This window comes from Psychrobacillus sp. FSL H8-0510 (genome assembly GCF_038008345.1).
Classification (GTDB): domain Bacteria; phylum Bacillota; class Bacilli; order Bacillales_A; family Planococcaceae; genus Psychrobacillus; species Psychrobacillus psychrotolerans.
The window spans coordinates 1,638,257-1,658,181 of the sequence record NZ_JBBOYZ010000001.1 but is presented as its reverse complement, the minus strand read 5'-3'; the positions used below and the strand labels follow the sequence as shown (position 1 = coordinate 1,658,181).

At 35.3% G+C, this 19,925-nt stretch carries 22 protein-coding genes; 5 read left to right on the top strand and 17 right to left on the bottom strand.

What is annotated here, in order from left to right:
• Positions 1-8: 8 nt before the first annotated feature.
• On the top strand, positions 9-212 hold the full coding sequence (locus MHI40_RS08085; protein ID WP_093534448.1) for a cold-shock protein: 204 nt from the start codon (positions 9-11) through the stop codon (positions 210-212).
• Between the two features lie 40 nt (positions 213-252).
• Here the strand turns inward: MHI40_RS08085 and MHI40_RS08080 are convergent, their stop codons facing one another.
• The gene (locus MHI40_RS08080) at positions 253-438 is read right to left on the bottom strand and encodes a zinc-finger domain-containing protein (protein WP_093534450.1); all 186 of its coding nucleotides are present in this window, start codon (positions 436-438) and stop codon (positions 253-255) included.
• Between the two features lie 116 nt (positions 439-554).
• Here MHI40_RS08080 and MHI40_RS08075 point away from each other — a divergent pair, with 116 nt between their 5' ends.
• Entirely contained in the window at positions 555-953 is a 399-nt protein-coding gene (locus tag MHI40_RS08075; RefSeq protein ID WP_340762201.1) for a reverse transcriptase-like protein, read from the top strand.
• A 42-nt stretch (positions 954-995) separates the two neighbouring features.
• Here MHI40_RS08075 and MHI40_RS08070 read toward each other — a convergent pair whose 3' ends face one another.
• From MHI40_RS08070 to MHI40_RS08045, 6 genes are all read right to left on the bottom strand, one after another.
• Positions 996-1,469, bottom strand: coding sequence for an SRPBCC family protein (locus MHI40_RS08070; RefSeq protein ID WP_340762199.1), 474 nt, complete (start codon positions 1,467-1,469; stop codon positions 996-998).
• Between the two features lie 172 nt (positions 1,470-1,641).
• A complete protein-coding gene (locus tag MHI40_RS08065; RefSeq protein WP_093534456.1) occupies positions 1,642-1,842 on the bottom strand; it encodes a cold-shock protein in 201 nt (66 codons plus the stop codon).
• 160 nt (positions 1,843-2,002) lie between these two features.
• A complete protein-coding gene (gene coaW, locus MHI40_RS08060; protein WP_340762198.1) occupies positions 2,003-2,827 on the bottom strand; it encodes a type II pantothenate kinase in 825 nt (274 codons plus the stop codon).
• Between the two features lie 26 nt (positions 2,828-2,853).
• Positions 2,854-3,162: a DUF4870 domain-containing protein gene (locus tag MHI40_RS08055; protein ID WP_093534460.1), complete on the bottom strand. Its 309-nt coding sequence runs from the start codon at positions 3,160-3,162 to the stop codon at positions 2,854-2,856.
• Between the two features lie 51 nt (positions 3,163-3,213).
• The gene (locus tag MHI40_RS08050) at positions 3,214-4,731 is read right to left on the bottom strand and encodes an amidohydrolase (RefSeq protein ID WP_340762197.1); all 1,518 of its coding nucleotides are present in this window, start codon (positions 4,729-4,731) and stop codon (positions 3,214-3,216) included.
• A gap of 2 nt (positions 4,732-4,733) precedes the next feature.
• Positions 4,734-5,297, bottom strand: coding sequence for a DUF1836 domain-containing protein (locus MHI40_RS08045; protein WP_093534464.1), 564 nt, complete (start codon positions 5,295-5,297; stop codon positions 4,734-4,736).
• A gap of 135 nt (positions 5,298-5,432) precedes the next feature.
• Between MHI40_RS08045 and trhA the strand changes: the two genes are divergently transcribed.
• Positions 5,433-6,080 (top strand): PAQR family membrane homeostasis protein TrhA, encoded by a 648-nt coding sequence (gene trhA, locus MHI40_RS08040; RefSeq protein WP_340762196.1) that lies wholly within the window; start codon positions 5,433-5,435, stop codon positions 6,078-6,080.
• A 137-nt stretch (positions 6,081-6,217) separates the two neighbouring features.
• Here trhA and MHI40_RS08035 read toward each other — a convergent pair whose 3' ends face one another.
• On the bottom strand, positions 6,218-6,664 hold the full coding sequence (locus MHI40_RS08035; RefSeq protein ID WP_093534468.1) for an OsmC family protein: 447 nt from the start codon (positions 6,662-6,664) through the stop codon (positions 6,218-6,220).
• A gap of 87 nt (positions 6,665-6,751) precedes the next feature.
• Between MHI40_RS08035 and MHI40_RS08030 the strand changes: the two genes are divergently transcribed.
• A complete protein-coding gene (locus MHI40_RS08030) occupies positions 6,752-7,129 on the top strand; it encodes a hypothetical protein (RefSeq protein WP_340762195.1) in 378 nt (125 codons plus the stop codon).
• Between the two features lie 26 nt (positions 7,130-7,155).
• Here MHI40_RS08030 and MHI40_RS08025 read toward each other — a convergent pair whose 3' ends face one another.
• The 6 genes from MHI40_RS08025 to MHI40_RS08000 all read right to left on the bottom strand — a co-directional run bounded on the left by MHI40_RS08025 (position 7,156) and on the right by MHI40_RS08000 (position 13,369).
• On the bottom strand, positions 7,156-8,601 hold the full coding sequence (locus MHI40_RS08025) for a sensor domain-containing diguanylate cyclase (RefSeq protein ID WP_340764442.1): 1,446 nt from the start codon (positions 8,599-8,601) through the stop codon (positions 7,156-7,158).
• A gap of 187 nt (positions 8,602-8,788) precedes the next feature.
• Positions 8,789-9,496 (bottom strand): ABC transporter ATP-binding protein, encoded by a 708-nt coding sequence (locus MHI40_RS08020; protein WP_340764441.1) that lies wholly within the window; start codon positions 9,494-9,496, stop codon positions 8,789-8,791.
• Positions 9,489-10,277 (bottom strand): ABC transporter ATP-binding protein, encoded by a 789-nt coding sequence (locus tag MHI40_RS08015; RefSeq protein ID WP_340762194.1) that lies wholly within the window; start codon positions 10,275-10,277, stop codon positions 9,489-9,491. The genes MHI40_RS08020 and MHI40_RS08015 overlap by 8 nt, the downstream gene beginning before the upstream one ends.
• Complete coding sequence (locus tag MHI40_RS08010; RefSeq protein WP_340762193.1) at positions 10,267-11,217, bottom strand: branched-chain amino acid ABC transporter permease; 951 nt, start codon at positions 11,215-11,217, stop codon at positions 10,267-10,269. Before MHI40_RS08010 ends, MHI40_RS08015 begins: the two co-directional genes overlap by 11 nt.
• Before the next feature lie 13 nt (positions 11,218-11,230).
• Positions 11,231-12,106, bottom strand: a complete 876-nt coding sequence (locus tag MHI40_RS08005; protein ID WP_093534478.1) for a branched-chain amino acid ABC transporter permease — start codon at positions 12,104-12,106, stop codon at positions 11,231-11,233.
• Between the two features lie 87 nt (positions 12,107-12,193).
• On the bottom strand, positions 12,194-13,369 hold the full coding sequence (locus MHI40_RS08000) for an ABC transporter substrate-binding protein (RefSeq protein WP_093534480.1): 1,176 nt from the start codon (positions 13,367-13,369) through the stop codon (positions 12,194-12,196).
• A gap of 434 nt (positions 13,370-13,803) precedes the next feature.
• On the opposite strand from MHI40_RS08000, the gene pepF reads away from it, so the two are divergent.
• Positions 13,804-15,618, top strand: a complete 1,815-nt coding sequence (gene pepF, locus MHI40_RS07995; protein ID WP_340762192.1) for an oligoendopeptidase F — start codon at positions 13,804-13,806, stop codon at positions 15,616-15,618.
• A 71-nt stretch (positions 15,619-15,689) separates the two neighbouring features.
• Here pepF and MHI40_RS07990 read toward each other — a convergent pair.
• The 3 genes from MHI40_RS07990 to MHI40_RS07980 form a co-directional block, all read right to left on the bottom strand.
• Positions 15,690-17,044 (bottom strand): IS3 family transposase gene (locus MHI40_RS07990; RefSeq protein ID WP_340761762.1). Its coding sequence is split into 2 segments (ribosomal slippage): positions 15,690-16,591 and positions 16,591-17,044, totalling 1,356 coding nucleotides; the frame shifts between segments, so codons are not numbered across the junction.
• Positions 17,045-17,165: 121 nt separating this feature from the next.
• On the bottom strand, positions 17,166-18,044 hold the full coding sequence (locus MHI40_RS07985) for an AraC family transcriptional regulator (RefSeq protein ID WP_340762191.1): 879 nt from the start codon (positions 18,042-18,044) through the stop codon (positions 17,166-17,168).
• 325 nt (positions 18,045-18,369) lie between these two features.
• Positions 18,370-19,836, bottom strand: a complete 1,467-nt coding sequence (locus MHI40_RS07980) for a DHA2 family efflux MFS transporter permease subunit (protein WP_340762190.1) — start codon at positions 19,834-19,836, stop codon at positions 18,370-18,372.
• Positions 19,837-19,925 lie beyond the last annotated feature (89 nt).

The window sequence follows — 19,925 nt, the reverse complement described above, 5'->3', positions numbered from 1 at the left end:
GAACGTTTATGCAACAGGGGAAAGTAAAATGGTTTAATAATGAAAAAGGGTATGGTTTCATCGAATATAACGATGGAGAAGATGTATTTGTCCATTTTACAGGAATTCAAGGTGATGGATTTCGAGCATTAGATGAAGGACAACAAGTAACGTTCGAAATAATTGAAGGAAACCGTGGACCTCAAGCTGCAAACGTGATAAAAAACGAATAGAAACGCTTCTTCCCGCGGCAAAATAGTCGTGGGGCTTTTTTTATTTTGAACCTTTTAGTTTACTTCCGATTTGTTTAATACTTTCACCAACCGTACATTGTTCTATACAAAATCTATAAGCAATTGTTTTACCGCTTTCTTTTCGTAATTGCGTTCGGATAAAGCAACCATTACAATAAGTATCGGATAAATTATCAATTTCATTTATTAGTTCTGTATTTTTCATAAATCACTACTCCTCACTATTTCACAATTGTACTATTATGTTTCTTTTATGTGTAACTATTCCCGCATTCCATCAAACTAGATATATCCATGACTTTATTAAAAAAGGTGATCATCATGTTAGAAGTATATATTGACGGTTCGACCACTGGCAATCCAGGACCAAGTGGTATAGGTGTGTTCATTAAAGGCGAAGGACATCACCTGAGATTCAGTGAATTCATTGGAGAGTATTCCAATCATACTACTGAATTTATTGCGCTACAAAGAGGGTTAGAAGAAGCCAAAAAACTTTCCCCCTCTATTGTCTCTGCAAGGTCAGATTCGCAAATCGTTTGCGCTGCAGTTGAAAAAAGATACGCAAAGAATCCAGAATTTGCAGCGATTTTAGAGAAAATTTTAGCCATAATCGATACATTTGACTTTTTCTTTATAAAATGGATTCCAGACGACCAAAACAAAGCAGCCCATGCACTTGCGAGAGATGCTGTATTAAAACAACTGCCTAAAAAGTAAGAGGCAGTTGTTTTTAACTATATTCGATTCATACTCACCTTATTATACTTCCTCTTGTAGTGTTTGCTCAAAATCTGATTCGATTGCCGCCTTAGTTTTATTCATAAAATTGACAATTACCTCATCACTACCAAATAATTGAAAAACAGAAAGCAGTGGGTTTTTCGGTTTATTTATAGAAGTATAAATGAATTTCGTCACTTTGTCACTTTGGCTTTCTAATTCATATTCCGTTGTTATTTTGAAGCGATTATTAAGTACAAAGCTTTCTTCAAATGCTTTATAATTGGATTCATTTGTATATTTTTTAATCGTCACTTCGTATTCTTCCGTTAAAGAACCATTTTGATAGCTTTGTTTTATCATCGTACCCACGATAGATTCTGTTTGCTGAACTATTGCCTCATCAATTACTTTTGGAAATATTTTTTTCTTCTTAGCTATATTCCCGTAAAAGTAAGGCCAAGCGAATTCGATTGGTACATTTAAGAGAATCTCTTTTTTCCATTTTTTCATATGATTATCATCCTATTCTATTTTCGATAACATTTTTAGTCCTATTCAAAATATTACTATAATCATAGCATATGAACCAAAATAATAGCTTACTGTTCCCTAGATGAAATTAGACAAACACAAAAAAACAGACTCTCTAATGAGAGTCTGTAAAGTTAAGTTTTAGGTTTAATTAAGCTTTAACTACGTTAGTAGCTTGAAGGCCACGTTGACCTTGCTCGATTTCAAAAGTAACTTCTTGACCTTCATCAAGAGATTTGAAACCTTCGCTTTGAATAGCTGAGAAATGTACGAATACGTCGTCTCCGCCATCGCGTTCGATAAATCCGAATCCTTTTTCTGAGTTAAACCATTTTACTTTACCTTGTTCCATGTGTATATCCTCCTCGTATGCAAAATCTGCACACATTGTGTTACTATCCTTGCTCAACACTGTTAAGTAAAAGTGTTGCCACTTACTTACTAACCGAACAAAAATAATCCTCTTTAAATATACCATGCATTATCAAATAATGCAACAATTAGACATGAAATTATTTAGTGTATTCTAACAATGCCCCAATCGCCCCACTATAGCCATGGTGGTCTAAAAAGATCGGTTTTTTCAGCTTTAAAACCGTATAGGATTCAATGATTTGCTGGAGTAATTCATTGTCCTCGAGTGTAGTGCCTATGTATATAATATCCTCCACGTGATGGGCATCTGCGACTTGGATACAAAGAGATGCAACTACTTCTCCAATAATTCCTTGAACACCCGCTAGCAAATCGGAAGGGCTCGTATTATTACTGTTATTAAGGGAAATACCACCAAAATTACTTGCCGTTAAAGTGCCTTTTATCGGTAGCTTATTATCTTTGTAAATATCGCTTACTAATACATCTATGGCAGTCCTCTTGCCATCCCGTGATTGGTTGATAATTTCATCAAAATCAGATATACCGGTCAAAACCATACCCAAACCTAGGAGAGTCCCCCCACCAATGCCTGTACCACCCAATCTTTTATGGGAGCTTTCTTGCATAATATGTATAGATGTACCTGTTCCAATATTTGCTATAATTGCAGCCTTTGGTTGGTTAGATCCGCGCTGCATTTGATACATTACACCATTCATTGTCGCATCAAATTCGACGATATACGGTATTTCCTTGTTAGTATTTAAATATTGTTTCAATTGCTCCGCCCGACCACCAGTGACGCAGATAGAAGCATTCGGATGATTTGAGTCAATCCAGTCCTTCACTTTATGGAAATCAGATGAACGAAACCGTTTGAAGTCCATCTCATTAAATTCATCCCAATAAGCAATTTTTGTTAATGTTCCACCTGCATCAATACCGATTCTAGTAGTCATTCTAATTCCCCTTTATGTTAAGACACTTACTTTATCCATGATCCTACAATAGGATAATTGAAGCTATCTCCTGTAATCGCTTTAACAATTCCAATGATCGGAACTACAAATGCCATTATACCAAAAATGATTAGCATCGGAATACCAATTAAGATAAAAACTAAAAAGAAAGAAACTGTCAGTAATGCAGCCATAACTAGTTGAAACAGAACCGCTTGTATGGAAAGCTTTTTAATTTCTTCATCATTTACTACTAAAAATAATATAAATGGAACTAGAAAAGGGGCAAACCATGTACTTGCATGTAGCAAGATTTTCAAACCTGTGTTTTCCATTTTCACTCACTCCTTTCTTCATAATTATACGACTATACTAGCTAAATAGTTTCATTTTTGAATTTTATAAACACTTTCACCTGCAATAACTGTTTGCACTATTTTAGTAGATAGAATATTTTCCTTTTCAAGGACATTATCTAAAATAGTAAAATCCGCATCATACCCTGGCAATATGAATCCTCGGCTATTTTCTCTTCCAATTGCTTTTGCACTACCAGATGTATATAAGGATACTGCTTCGTATACCGTTAAAGCCTGTTGGGGTAAGTGAAGATTGTTAACTGCTGCTTCAATTCCGAGCAGAGGGTCAGCTAGTTCTATAGGTGAATCAGATCCTCCTGAACAATCTAATCCTTCATCTAGTAATAATTTCCAAGCATATGCCCAGGGTAAGCGAGTAGCTCCAAGTCGTTCTGTTGCCCAAGGAAAATCCGAAGCTACGAATATTGGTTGTAAATCCAATACAACGGAAAGCTTTTTCATACGTTCAATTAGATCCACACGTAAAACATTAACATGTATTAACCGATCCTTTTTCCCAACTGTCACAGGATACTTTTCGATTAAGTCTAATACTTTTTCAACAGCTTCGTCTCCTATAACATGAACTGCTATATTCTCCTTATACCTACGAGCTAGCTTCACTAAGTCTTCTAGCTTTTCTGGGCTATGAACCTCTATTCCTCTTTCTCCCGGTTTATCTGCATAATCCTCAGACAATAATGCTGTTCTACCACCTAGCGAACCATCTACAAATATTTTCATCGCTCCGAATTCGATAAAAGCCGATTCCTCTTCATCCTGCATCTGTTCAAAAACATCATGATGACGTAATAAATGAACTCTAAATCCACTTTTTACAACTTCTCGGTATGCTTGTAAAGGGATATTATAATGCCCGTAATAAGCCATGTCCTCTGAATGGACACCGGTTAACCCCTTCGATTGCAAATCCTCTATACTAGAAGTAATAATTTTCTTTAAATAATCAGTAGTGGGTGATGGTATATAATCTGTTATTAATCGCTGTGCCTCATCATAAAACAGTCCATTAAGTTCCCCCTTCTCATCTTTACCGATTATTCCACCAGTAGGGTTAGGAGTGTCTTTCGAAATACCTGCTAGTCCCATAGCTTTTGAATTCGCTACTAGAACATGTCGACATACTCGTTTAAGCACTACAGCCGTTTCCTCAATGAAGTCGATATCCATACAAGTTAATGGGCACCCTTCTCTCAATTTATTGTCGTCCCAACCCTCCGTCACATACCATTCTTTGTTCTGAATATGACCAACTATCGCATCTTTTATTTGACTAATCGAGGTAAAACTAGATAAGTCTAAATAAGATAATTTCTCACCATGACCGATTAAGTGAATATGGCTATCTACAAACCCAGGATACATGACATTTCCATCTAAGGATTCCATTTGATCTGCTAATGGGAGGAGATCTTTTTTGAAACCTGTACTAATAATGGTCCCATCCTCCACTAATACTGCTTCGACGAAATCCCCTTCAGATTTCATCGTGAAAATCTTCCCATTTGTCCATAATGTCTTCACTGTTATGTCCCCTTTCTACGTTCGTTCAATTCATCAACTAATAGTTCTGCTGCTTTTCGATAAGCATTACTCATATTGGAAAGTGAAGCAATTAGTAATATAAGTTGATCGTTTTCATCTGCCTCCTGATTTTCTACTACAATTTCATGGGTTTTCATCTCTTCTAGGAAGTTTTGGGCATTGTTTTGTTGAATGATAATCCATGACCTGTAAAATTTCTCTAAAAGAAAATCCTCTGATTCCATTTTATCATTTAGTGGCTCTAACACTGATTTAATATCTTTAATAGAAAGAGCACCTTTCATCTGATAGATCAAATTGATCAACATTATATGCTTCTTAGAATATCTTTTATTTTTTATAGGGATAAATAACTTTCCCTTTGCGTAATTATTGATCATTGTTTTAGTTAATACTTTTTCCTCTTCATTGCGCAAAGTGTCATTATACTTTGCATCAAATAACTGAATCACTTGGTCCATATACAAGTCAATGATGGGAATATCATCTTCATGAATGGTGGACTCTAAATCTAACTTTTGAGCAATGTCTTCAGATTTACTCATTACCATACCTCCTGTCAATACATTATGTTTATCATAACTTATTAAATATCCAACGTAAACCTTGACTAAGTGGTGTAATAGCAATATATTTATATGTAGTTATCAAAACTATATACAGAGATAGGAGTAATTTAAATGAATGCATATATAAGAGAGCCTTTTAATAGTCTTTCACACTTGTTTGGAGCACTATTTGGGCTAGTGGGATTACTACTATTGTTAGTAAAAGGAATAGAAATTAATAGTTCCCCCTTAACTTTAACAGCACTTATTGTTTTTGGAGTTAGCATGATTTTGCTATATACAGCTTCCGCTACATATCACTGGTGGATAGGAGATGCCCGCAATATAAAGTTTTTAAGACGCTTAGACCATTCCATGATATATATTTTAATCGCAGGTACATACGCTCCACTTTGTCTGATTACATTAAATAACACTGCTGGCTATGTCCTATTTATTATAATTGGATTATTAGCAGTAAGTGGTATTTGTTTTAAAATGATCTGGTTTGACTGTCCGAGATGGGTCTCTACTGCGATTTATATTGGCATGGGGTGGATGATTATCTTCTTAGCGCCTACTTTAGCGGAATCACTAGGGTCTACAGGTTTACTTTATCTGATTTTGGGAGGGATCTCTTATACTATCGGAGGGATTATTTACGGGGTAAAACCAAACATTCCATTTATAAAGAAATTAGGATTTCATGAAATATTTCATATTTTTATATTGTTAGGGACATTGTGCCACTTCATTTGTGTTTATGCTTATGTATTGTAATGAAATTTTACAATTAGTTTAGCTTCAGAAATTCATAATTTTATATTTTCAAAAATTGATTTCCGTGAAGCCTATCACTTGGTGAAAGTGATAAGCTTTACGAAAAATAAGTATTCCCTTGGTTTAGGTTTCTTTACCTATTTCACTTTCTCTACAAGCAAAGTTGGTTCAAGCTCTATTTCCACGTTCCCTCTAAGAGCTCTACTAATCATGCAAGTATCCTCTGCTTTCAATAGTAAACGTGTGGCCATTTTGGAATCTTTTTCATTTACTATCACTAAAGTTGGTCGATGAATTATTTTTTTGTATGTGAAAATGCCATTTGTTACATCTACTACAGCAGATGATTCTACAACAAGAGATGTCTTTTCTATACGACTTCTCTCGAGCATGGCAGCAAGTGTGATAATATAACATGTCGTTGCCGCTCCTAGCAACATTTCATCTGGATTGGTACCTTCCCCAGGGCCATCCATTTCTAATGGAATCGAAATTTTTGTTTGGAGATTTTGCGCTTGAATCGTTCCTATATCATTACGATTACCTGGCCAATCCGCTTTTAAATGAAAATAATGTTCTACCATATTTATCAATCCTCTCGTTTTTTGCATATTCTATTGGAAATATCATCATGTTCCAGTATGATTAGTTAGGGAAAGAAGGCGAATTTATTGTTAAAGAATTATGGCAAAATTGCAATCTCCATTATTTTTATTTCCATGTTTTTACTCATTTTAGGAGTTAGATATGTACTTGGTCAAGACTTAGTTATTATGAATGTGCTTGCGTTCGCTGCATTTTCAGTAGTAATAGGCGTTTTAGCAGGTTCTTTGCTATTGTATAAATTGCACAAAACATTTTATATTTTCGCTATTGGATTATTCATCGGTTTTTTTGAAATGTATCGCTCTTTTATTACTGGTCCCGAGGAATTTGGTGACTTAGCGGGAATTCTCTCCTTGTTCATCTTCACTGCTTTTGGATTTGTAATCGGGCTAATTGTGGAAGCTATCTATTATTTACTAAGAAAGAACGAGCAAAAGGATTAAATACAACATCCTTTTTGCTCGTTTTTTTATTTTGCCATTATGGTAATATTACGCCCATTGGATTTTGCTTCATAAAGAGCTAAGTCAACCCTATGCATGATTTCGTTTATATTCTCACCAGGTTTATACTCACCAACTCCTAGAGAAATAGTAATTTTTTTATGAATAGGTGGGAGTGAATCTTCAACCGTTTTTCTTAAACGTTCCCCCAAAATATATGCTTCCTGAATAACCTTTTTCGGAAGAATAATGATAAACTCTTCTCCTCCAAGTCGAATACACTCTTCTTGATCACTACATATGTTCTTCAAACTTTTGGAAACAAAATGGAGAACTTGATCCCCAGCAAGATGCCCAAATTCATCATTAACTTTTTTAAAATGATCTATATCTATCATGATTAATGAAAAAGCGATATTATTATTCACTAATTCATCGAGCAAATAATCAGCATATCTTCTATTTTTCAACCCTGTCAATGAGTCCGTAACAGATAAAGCCTTCATAATATCAACCGTTTCTTCTTGTTTTTTTCTATAATTATCTATTGTTTCTGTCAGTTGTTTAGCCTCAAAATACCATGTAGGAATGTCAAAGGATAATTCGTGATCATCTTTTCCACGCATAGTATAAATGGCTAATTTCCGTAATGGGGAAGCTAACTTCGTTGAGACATAAAATGCAATAACAATAATTATAAGAATTAACGGCAATGAAATGGTAAATATCGTAAACATAATTCCAGTTAAAGGTTTAACGGCACTACTGAACGGGGTCTGAGAGACGACTCCCCAGTCACTTTTCTCTATATATGTATAACCAGCAAGAAAGTTCTGTCCTTGTGTATTATCTAACTGCAGCGCGCCACTTTTCTCTTGCATTAACTTTTGAACAACTAGGTTAGTTTCTACGGATTGTCCAATTCTAACTTTATCTGGGTGATAGATTAAAGTTCCATCTGTGTCAACTACAAATACATAAGATCCATCCTCCGAGTAATGTTCAGCAAGAATATTATGGAGAAAATTTCCTTCTTCCAAATATACCGTCCCATTTAACATACCTAAATATTCCCCACTGTCCCCAAACAATGGAGTAGTTATTAGTATTAATAATCTACCCGTTTGAGCATAATACGGTTTAGAGATAAAAGCCTCTTTCCTCGCTCTAGCTTCGTTTACACCTGACGAGGTAATTTTATTTCCTACTATTCCGAGATTTGGTGTAGTTGCAATAACGATTCCTTGGTTATTGATAACAGATAAAGAGTTGAAATTCTTACCACTTATATTTAATTGCTCTAATATGCTAGTGATTATTATAGGGTTGTCCATATTCTTAACAACATCTGACTTCCGAGCTTCCAGATTGTTTTGCATATAAGAAAAAGCTTCATCTGACATTTGTGCCAATTTCATAGAATACACCCTATTTTGCTCTAAAGAGTTTTCTATTAAGCTTTCTTTCGTCACAAAATAACTGGAAATTAGAGTGCTAAATATTATCCCAAATATAGTAAAACATATAAGTGATATAATCCAAAATCTTAAAGTTTTCAATAAAACCCTCCTATTAAAAAACGATCCAATTTATAATTATTTACTATCATATAACATTAACACACAAAAAACTACGACTATATCTAGTCGTAGTTTACTATTAATGCCCACCCAGATAGGCAAGTTTAACTTCTGCGCTGTTTTGTAATTCCTGCGCTGACCCTGAAAGTACTACTCTTCCGGTTTCAATAACATAACCACGGTTTGCAATTGATAAAGCCATATTAGCATTTTGCTCGACTAACAAAACGGTGGTACCTTCATTATTAATATCTTTAATCACTTGAAATATTGTTTTTACCATTAAAGGAGCAAGCCCCATAGAAGGCTCATCTAATAGTACTAGTTTAGGCTTTGCCATAATCGCTCTTCCCATCGCTAACATCTGTTGCTCTCCTCCTGAAAGAGTTCCAGAATGTTGTTTCTTACGTTCTAATAACCTCGGGAAGATTTCATACACTTTTTGCATATCTTGATGAATACCTTGTTTATCTTTTCGAAGAAATGCGCCTAATTCTAAGTTTTCTTCAACAGTTAGATTCGCAAAAACACGTCTACCTTCTGGAACATGGGAAATTCCAGCCTTCACAATCGATTGTGCTTGTTTGCCTGAAATCGATTTATCCAGAAATTCTATTTTGCCTTTTTTAGGTTTCAGCAAACCAGAAAGAGTTTTTAGCAGCGTGCTTTTCCCTGCCCCATTAGCGCCAATCAATGAAACAATTTCTCCTTGGTTAACAGTAATGGATACATCACGGAGTGCTTGAATATTACCGTAAAACACATCTATATTTTCTACTTTAAGCATTGTCATCGTGAACTTCCTCCCCTAAATAAGCCTCTATAACCTTAGGATGGTTACGGATCTCTTCTGGTGATCCTTCCGCAAGAAGTTGACCATGATCGAGTACATATATTCTTTCACAAACGCCCATTACTAAATTCATATCATGCTCGATTAACAAAATAGTTAAATCGAATTTTTCACGAACAAATCCAATTAGATTCATTAAGTCATGTGTTTCCTGTGGATTCATACCTGCTGCAGGTTCATCTAATAATAGTAACTGAGGTCCTGCTGCTAATGCCCGAGCAATTTCCAATCTTCTTTGTTGACCATACGGAAGATTTTTGGCTAGTTCATCTTTATATTTCTCCAATTTAAAAATCCTTAGGAATTCTAATGCTTTTTCTTCCATCTCTCTCTCCCCTTTGAAATGAGAAGGTAGTCGAAGAATAGAGCTTAACATCGAATGGGTAGCAAGAGAGTGATAAGCAACTTTTACATTATCTAATACAGTTAACTCGTTAAAGAGACGAATATTTTGAAATGTTCTACTTATCCCTTTTCTCGTAACTTTAAAAGGCTGTAGTCCATTTATTCTTTCCCCATTAAATAATATATCCCCTTCAGTAGGTACGTAGACACCAGTCAATAAGTTAAAGCTTGTAGTTTTTCCAGCTCCATTAGGGCCGATTAATCCGACAAGTTCTCCTTGGTTCAACTTTAGGTTTAAGTTTTGTACTGCCTTTAAACCACCAAACTGAATGCCAGCATTTTTCACTTCCAGTAAAGGTTTATTTTCCATGCTGATCGCCTCCTTTTGGCTTTCTCCAAAGCTTGAAATAATCCGTAATTTCCATCGTACCCATCAAGCCTTTCGGACGATAAAGCATAACAAGAATTAATACAAGACTATAAATAATCATTCGTGTTTCAGGATATCCTTGAAGATACGTGGAAACAACCGTCAATAAAATTGCGGAAAGTACGGCACCGGAAAGACTCCCTAACCCACCAAGAACAACAAATATTAAAATATCAAAAGATTTTAAGAATCCAAATTGACTTGGTTGAATGATATAAAAGTTATGAGAATACAAAGCACCTGCAACTCCAGCAAAAAAGGAGCCAATCGCAAATGCAGCTACCTTATAATAAGTAGTATTGATCCCCATCGCATCAGAAGCAATTTCATTTTCTCTAACAGAAATTGCAGCTATCCCATGCCTTGAATTAGTAAAGTTGACGATTACTATAATGGTGATGACAAGGCAAACAAACGCATATGTCCAAGTCGTCAAATGTGAAACCTGCATTCCTGCAGCCCCACCAACATAGTCAATATTCAAAAATACAATGCGAATAATTTCTGCAAAACCAAGTGTTGCAATTGCCAAGTAATCCCCTTTTAATCTCAAACTCGGAATACCGACAATCAGTCCCGCTAAAGCAGCAACCATTCCTCCGACAATAATCGCAACGATAAAAGGCAAATCCAATTTCATCGTTACAATTGCTGAGATATATGCTCCTACCGCTAAGAAACCAGCATGACCTATAGAAAATTGTCCCGTAATTCCAATTACTAGATGTAGGCTGACCGCTAAAATTATGTTGATAGCTATAAATATAAATGTATTAGAATAAAATTGATTCATCGTTCCATTAGCAATAAAAAATTGAACCACTGCATAAACCAATACTGCAGCTATAATAAATAGCCAAAACTGTTTTGACTTTTTCATAATTATGTATCACCTACACTTTCTCTCGTGTATTTTTTCCAAAGATGCCAGATGGTCTAAAGATTAGAATTAATATTAAAATGACGAATGCGGCAGCATCTCTCCATAAAGAGAACCCTAAAGCACTAACAACCGTTTCCACCACTCCAAGTACTAATCCACCTACCATTGCTCCAGGGATTATGCCAATTCCACCAAGAACGGCTGCAACAAATGCCTTCACCCCTGGTATTACCCCCATTAACGGATCGATCTTTGTATAATACACACCGAATATAACACCAGCTGCTCCTGCTAAAGCTGAGCCAATTGCGAAAGTTGCAGATATTGTATTGTCAACATTTATTCCCATCAGTTTAGCTGCTTCTGTATCATGAGAAACGGCCCTCATCGCTTTTCCAGTTTTTGTTTTATGCACAATAAACTGTAACAGAATCATTAATACAACAGATACCGATAAAATAAGAATAGACTGAATGCTAATTTGTGCACCTAAAAATGCAAACGAACGATTGGAAAACACATCTGGATACGCTTCTGGTTGAGCTCCTCTAATATAAATGACGCCATATTCTATTAATAGCGATACACCGATTGCAGTAATAAGCGCTGCTATTCTTGTAGCATTTCGCAAGCGTTTGTAAGCAATTCGTTCAATAATAACTCCGAATAATGCACAAGCTGCCATCGAAATAATAAGCGCTGGAAAGAAGCCTAAATTAAACACTGTAATAGAATAGAATCCAATAAACGAACCGACCATGAACACATCCCCATGTGCAAAGTTGATCAGTTTAATAATTCCATAAACCATCGTGTAACCGAGGGCGATTAAAGCGTATATACTCCCGAGTGAAATACCGTTTATCAATTGTTGAACCCATTCCATAATTTTTCACTCCTATAACTTAAGATTTCAATAATTTTAGAAATAGAAAAGGAGGGATATCAATCCCCCCTATTAATCATAAGAATCTTAAGGATTAACTTTCGTTTTAAATACTTGCGCTCCATCTACGAATTCAATAATCGTAGCCGATTTAATCGGATGGTGGTTTTCATCAACAGAGTATAATCCTGTTACAAGTTCCAATTGATCTGTAGCTTCAATTGCTTCTTTAATTTTAGTTCCATCTGTTGAACCAGCACGCTCAATTGCATCTTTTAATAGATAAACTGTATCATACCCAAGTGCATTGAATGAGTTAGGATCTTTACCATATTTTTCTTTAAATTTGTCAGAGAACTCTTTCGCTTTACCATCTGGATCTTCAGATGAATAAGCAGTAATAATGTATGAATTATTTAGAGCATCCGCGCCAGCTAAGTCAACAAGTGTTGGAGAATCCCAACCATCTGCTCCCATTAACGGAACTGTGATTCCTAATTCACGTGCTTGCTTAACAATTAAACCAACTTCTTCATAATATCCAGGAATAAATACAAATTCAGGATTAGAAGATTTAATACGAGTTAAATTTGAACGGAAATCAGTATCTTTCGCCACATATGATTCTTCTGCAACAATTTTCCCTCCAGCTGCTTCAAAATCTTTAATGAATGCTGCTGCAAGACCTTTTGCATAATCACTTGCGTTGTCTGCATACACTGCTGCTGTTTTAACTTTTAACTCATTAGCAGCGAAGTTTGCAGCTACCGTTCCTTGGAAAGGATCGATAAACGCTGTACGGAATGTGAATGGATTTACCTTTCCATCATCTCCTACTGTTACTGTAGTACTTGTTCCTGAAGGAGAAATCATTGGTGTTTTTGTGTCTGTTGCTATTTGAACTTGAGCAACTGAGTTACCACTCGTTGCAGCTCCAATAATAGCTGTTACTTTGTCTTGACTTGTTAATTTGATGGCTGCGTTTGTTGCTTCAGCTGCATCTGATTTATTGTCTACTTTAATAAGTTCGATTTGTTTCCCATCTATACCCCCAGCAGCATTAATCTCTTCAACAGCCAAATCGATAGCATCTGCTTCGGATGTTCCATAAGAGGCCACAGCTCCAGAAAGCTCAAGATTTGCACCTATTTTAATAGTGTCCCCACCCTCTGAACTATTTCCTTCTTCTGCTCCGCACCCAGCTAAAATTCCGATCAATAAAGTAGATGAAAGGAAAAGTGATGCAAATTTCGATTTCTTCATATAACTACCCCCATTTTGTTTGATAATTCTGAATTTATAAGTCATACTACTCGCTCTCTCTTTTTAGCAAGCATAAACTCAAACATTATCATTTTGTAAGAACAACCCTATTGTAAAACAAACTTTAAATTCAGTCTATACTAATTTTTCTTCATTTTTAGAAAATTAACAATATTAGATTAGTATAATTTATTTAAGCAGTCGTTAAGTCCTTATAAAATAACGTTTTATAGGTCAATTTCCTTGTTCTATCATTCTAATATTTTCCTTAAAAATATTTTTTCAAGGATAGATTAAGCGATATATTTTATTATTTATACTAATATTACATACATTTTATGGTATAAATTGAATAAAATATATGTTTTTACTTTTCAATTAATTATATATATACTATTAATAGTTCGAAATCCGTAATAATGAGGAGAGATAAAATGGTAAACCATATGCCTAAGCGAGACGAAGTAAAGACAGAAGAAACTTGGAATTTAAATGATTTATTTCAGACCGAAAATGACTTTTCAGAAGCATTAAAAGAGATAGAACAAGGTGCATTGGAGTTCAATAATCGTTATCACGGGAACATCCAAAATGCTACAGATGTTGTGGATGCACTTATAGAATATACGAAACTATATGAGAAAATAGTACCTGCGGGAGCATTTGCTAGTCTTTCGTTAAGTACAGATCAAACAAATACCGACGCACAAATGAGAGCAAGTAAATTCGGTTCACTTTCCGCAAAGGTAAGCAGTCAATTATCTTTCTTAAATAGTGAACTAGTAGAACTACCGGAAGCAATCATTAAAGAAGCTATATCAAAATCTCCAGCTCACCAAATTTATTTAGATAAGTTACTAGCAAAGAAAAAATATCAACTTCATCCTGAGGTTGAAAAAACACTTGCTGCTTTCTCCGCTTCATTTGGAGCACCTTATAAGTTATACGATACTACTAAAATGCTTGATATTGCGTTTGATAATTTTGAGGTGAATGGTCAAGAGTATCCCCTTAGCTATGTGTCATTTGAGAATGACTGGGAAGGAGAAGCTGACACAGAAAAAAGACGAGCGGCATTCGAATCTTTTTCTAAAAAATTAAAAGAATACCAACATACGACCGCTAAAACGTATGATATGCACTTGCAAATGGAGAAAACAACATCAGATCTACGAGGCTATGATTCTGTTTATGATTACTTGTTATTTAACCAGGATGTTGACCGCTCTTTATATAATAGACAAATTGATTTAATCACGAAGGAACTCGCACCTCATATGAGAAAATATGCGAAATTGCTTCAAAAAGAACATGGACTAGAAAAAATGACGTTTGCGGATTTAAAAATATCTCTTGATCCCACATATGAGCCCAAAATATCCGTTGAGGAATCCAAAAACTATATTGATGATGCACTATCTGTTATGGGGGAAGAATATATTGAAATGGTCAATCGTGCATACGTAGAACGTTGGATAGATTTCCCTCAAAATGCTGGGAAATCAACTGGTGCATTTTGCTCTAGCCCCTACGGCAGTCATCCATATATTCTAATTTCATGGTCTAGTCGGATGAATGAAGTATTTGTTCTAGCGCATGAATTAGGTCATGCTGGGCATTTCTATTATGCAAACAAAGAGCAGAATATCTTTAACGCTCGCCCATCACTATATTTCATTGAAGCTCCTTCCACGATGAATGAAATGCTTGTGGCCAACCATTTACTAAAAAATTCGGATGACCCTAAATTTAAACGTTGGGTAATTTCTTCTATAGTAGCTCGTACGTACTATCATAATTTTGTAACTCATTTATTGGAGGCTGCATATCAACGTAAAGTGTATGACCGAATCGATCAAGGTTTAAATGTAAATGCACAAATTCTTAATGATTATAAACGTAGCGTTTTAGAAGAATTCTGGGGTGATGCAGTAGAAATTACAGAAGGGGCTGAGCTTACGTGGATGCGCCAACCTCATTACTATATGGGATTGTATCCGTACACATATAGCGCCGGGTTAACTATCTCCACTCAAGTATCCAAACGAATATTAGAAGAAGGACAAACTGCTGTAGACGAATGGACGGAAGTATTGAAGGCTGGAGGCACTAAATCACCTGTAGAGCTAGCGCAAATGGCGGGTGTGGATATTACGACGGATAAGCCGTTAAAAGATACAATCGCTTATATAGGTTCCTTGATTGACGAATTGGAATCATTAACAGAGGAAATTAATCAAAACAACTAAAATATTACTTGATTTGTAAAAAAGAGCTTGTGCTATGAAGTGACCCCTAAAAGTTAGACACAGTTATTTCATTAAGCAATTTGGTAAAAATGGGTTCGGTATTGCACCGGACTCATTTTTAATTTTGCCTTCATCCGTTTCGTGTTGTAATAAATAATATACTTTTCTAATTCGATTTTAAAATGCTCCACACTTTCAAAATCCTTTAAGTAGAGGAATTCCGATTTCATAATGCCAAAGAAATTCTCCATCACAGAGTTGTCGTAACAGTTTCCTTTACGGGACATACTTTGTACAATACCCCTACATTCTAACGCGTGACGATATTGCTTCATTTGATAATGCCAACCTTGGTCTGAATGTATCAGTAGTTGGTGGTCATCAGATAAGTGTTCTAAAGCTTTCTCTAACATTTCTGAAACAAGCGAATACGTTGGTCTAGTGTCTATTGTATACGTAATAATTTCTCCGTTAAATAAATCTAAAACAGGAGATAAGTAAAGCTTTTCACCAAGTAACTTAAACTCCGTAATATCGGTTACCCATTTCTGATTGGGGGCATTTGCAATAAAATTACGATCTAAAATATTTGGTGCGATCTTACCAACAGTACCTTTATAAGATCTATATTTTTTCATACGTACAACACACTTTAAACCTAACTCTTTCATAATGCGTTGAACCTTCTTGTGATTTACTTTTTGCCCACGGTTCGCTAACTCATCGCGAATACGACGGTAACCGTAACGACCTTCATGCTCTTCATAAATCACTTTAATCTCAGCTTTTAACTCTGCATCTGAATCTGGACGATTCATTCGCTTCACTAAATCATAATAGGTACTTCGTGGAATACCAGCGAGCTCAACGAGCTCCTTCACCAGATATTTATGCCTTAATTCAAAGACTATTTGTGTTTTGTCTTGTTTGGTGATTTTTCCTTGCTTTGAACTAAGGCATTCAACTTTTTTAAATACTCGTTTTCCATTTCAAGTTGCTTAATACGTGCTTCAAGAGCTTCGAATGATCCTTCAACTTGAATTCGTTTTGACTGTTTATTTGACTCTTTTTTCATGGTTGGACGCCCCTTTTTCATTGATTTCAGAGCGTCAATACCAGTTGAGTTATACAATTTAACCCATTTATGTACCGTTGATGGAGACGGGATGTTAAAAATCGCAGCTGCTTCATTAGGAGTTACTCCAAAATCATTTATATAGTTTAGTACGTCCATTTTAAAGTTCAAATCATAATTTGTATAGGTAGAATTAAAAGCATCTACTCCATTTACTTTATACTGGACTACCCAAACCTTTAATGGGCTTATGCTAATATGAAACTGATCAGCTATTGTTTTAAAGGAAGCTGTTCCTTTTAGATACGTTAAAACTGCCTGTAATTTTAATTCAGAACTATATTTTGTCATAGAAAAACTGCACCTCCAATTGTTAGATTGTGTCTAACAATTGGGGTGCAGTTCACTATACAAGCTCTTTTTTCTGTTTTATTCCTGTACGTTATAGATGAAGTAGAAAAATAGGCAGTGATTACTCACTAAAATCTAGATTAATTGGTTGTTTCGGTAAGTTATCTTGGAAAAGCATATTTGTCGAATCTACTTTCTCATTGACTTCTTCAAAACGAAAACCATCTGCCCACACTTTTCCTTTACCAACAAGTAAAACGCCAAAGTGAATGGAAGCACTTTCTTCTGGAACATCTAAAACAATAGAATAGTGATTCCAGTCTGTAGTCCCATGAATAGAGCGACTATCCATATTGTCAAATTGAAGTGTATCACCAGAAACATTGTCAATACGAAGCCAAGCACCACATTTGGTCACTTGTTCAGTTTTTAAGAAGCATGACATTTTTATTCTTTTATTCTTGTAATTTTCTGCCTGAAACCCTTGCATCATTGTCCCAAATTGTTGTTCATTTGCCTCACCCCTAGCAAAAAGCAATCCCGACTTTGTCCCTGTGTGAAATACCTTATCATCTACCGTTAACTCATATAGCTCAGTATAAGAACCACTTAAGTTCCAGCCATTAATCTGTTCCTGTTTGTTCAAATCATTCTCCTCCTTTATTATTCGTACAGCTCTCATCAACTGGCGATACTTTCCTGGAGGCAAGCTGTACACTTCTTTAAACGCTCTTGAAAAAGCCTCTTGAGATTGAAAGCGAAATAAAAAACCAATTGTTAAAATTGATTCTTCCGTTTCTAACAGAAGTGTCGCAGCCAATGCTAATCGGCGTAGACGTATATATTCCACAATTGACTTCCCTGTATCTTTTTTAAATAACCTGGATAAATGAAATTTCGAATATCCAATAACGGAAGTGAAACTATCTAGATTAATATCTTCCGTCAAATTACTCTCTATATAAGAGACTGTCTTTCGCGTTATTTCACTGTAATACAACTCACTCACCTCAAGATAATCATAACGAATAAAAAGAAAGAACTTTTGATAAATATTGCTATATTATCATCAAATTAATAAAATAAACAATGGTCTTCTATTTTGCGACCAAAGAATTCTGATTGCGTGTCACCACATAAGATGAATTTCAGCATTATACGTGGATGATAAGCCGGACAGAGTTAGCCAAAACATAAACAACAACTTTATGTAAATTTATATAGAAAGCCCTGAAAACTTTACTAATCATCGTAAAATTTCCAGGGCTTTCTATTTTTGAGGAGAGTTTTGTTCTCGCCTCGTTTAAAATTTATGCTTCACCTATTTATCTTTTAGATATATCTACTCGTTTGACGAATAGTGATAACACTAATGCTACAACTGTTACAAGAGTAGCGATGAAGAAAGTGAAATTGATCCCTTCTAACATTGCTTGAGCACCAAGTTGCATTTTAAACTGCGCCAAAGCATCTGTAGCAGTCGGCACACTTCCAGCTTTCGCTGCTTCTTCGAATAAACTCGCACCTTTTGATTCCATTCTAGCATTCATAATCGTGATAAATATTGCAGAACCTATAGCTCCTGAAACTTGCTGTAACGTGTTGTTCACTGCAGTTCCATGAGGATTCATCTTCATCGGTAATTGATTTAGACCATTTGTCATAATAGGCATCATTACCATGGACATACCTAACATACGGATTGTATAAACTGCCATGATGTAATAATAATCCGAATCTGCAGCTAAATTACTCATCATATATGTTGCAATCGTTGTAATTATTAAACCGATGACCGCTAACGAACGAGCACCGTATTTATCAAACAACTTTCCTGTTACTGGTGACATTAACCCCATTGCCAATGCTCCTGGAAGCATTAACAAACCAGAATCTAGTGGTGAAATACCGCGAATTGTTTGTACATACAAAGGTGTTAATATCATACCTGAGAACATTGCAGCTGAAACAACTACTGAAATGACAGACGATAATGCAAACATTGGATATTTATAAATACGTAAATTTAATAATGGTTCATCTAGTTTTAATTGTCTTAGGACAAAAATTACAAGAGCAATTACTCCGATTGCGATTGTACTATATACAATCGGTGCATCCCATCCTTTATCTCCTGCAGAACTAAATCCATATAATAGACCGCCAAAACCGATTGAAGATAAACCTAGTGATAAAATATCTAGTTTCATATCTTTGTTCGGAGTAATATTTTTTAACTTGAAAATCGCAAATATCAATACGATAACAGCCAATGGTAAGATTAACTCGAACAATACTCTCCAAGTGTAATGTTCAATGATGAAACCTGATAATGTTGGTCCAATTGCTGGAGCCATAATCATTACTAGACCAAATAATCCCATTGCTGTCCCTCTTCGTTCAATAGGGAATGCAGTCAACATAACATTCATTAACAAAGGCATCATTACTGCTGATCCTGCCGCTTGAATCATACGAGCTAATATAAGGACCCAAAACTCTGGTGCAATAGCCGCCAAAAATGTACCCAATGAAAATAAGGTCATTGCGGTAATAAATAACTTTCTGTTCGAGAACTTAGTTACAAAATACGCACTCGCAGGTATTAAAATACCATTGATAAGCATGTATCCCGTAGTAAGCCATTGAACAACTGACGCTTTAACATCAAATTCAACCATAATAGTAGGTAAAGCTACGTTTAATAACGTATTATTTAAAAAAGCTATGAATGCTCCTACAAATAGGATTGCAATCATGGCATATGGGGGTTTTTGTTGCGTTTCGTTCATTCTTATTTATCCTCCTAAAATTTTGTGCGTATTTTCCACTAGTTGTATACTACTTTGAACATTTTATACCCTTAGTCCAAAAAATGCAA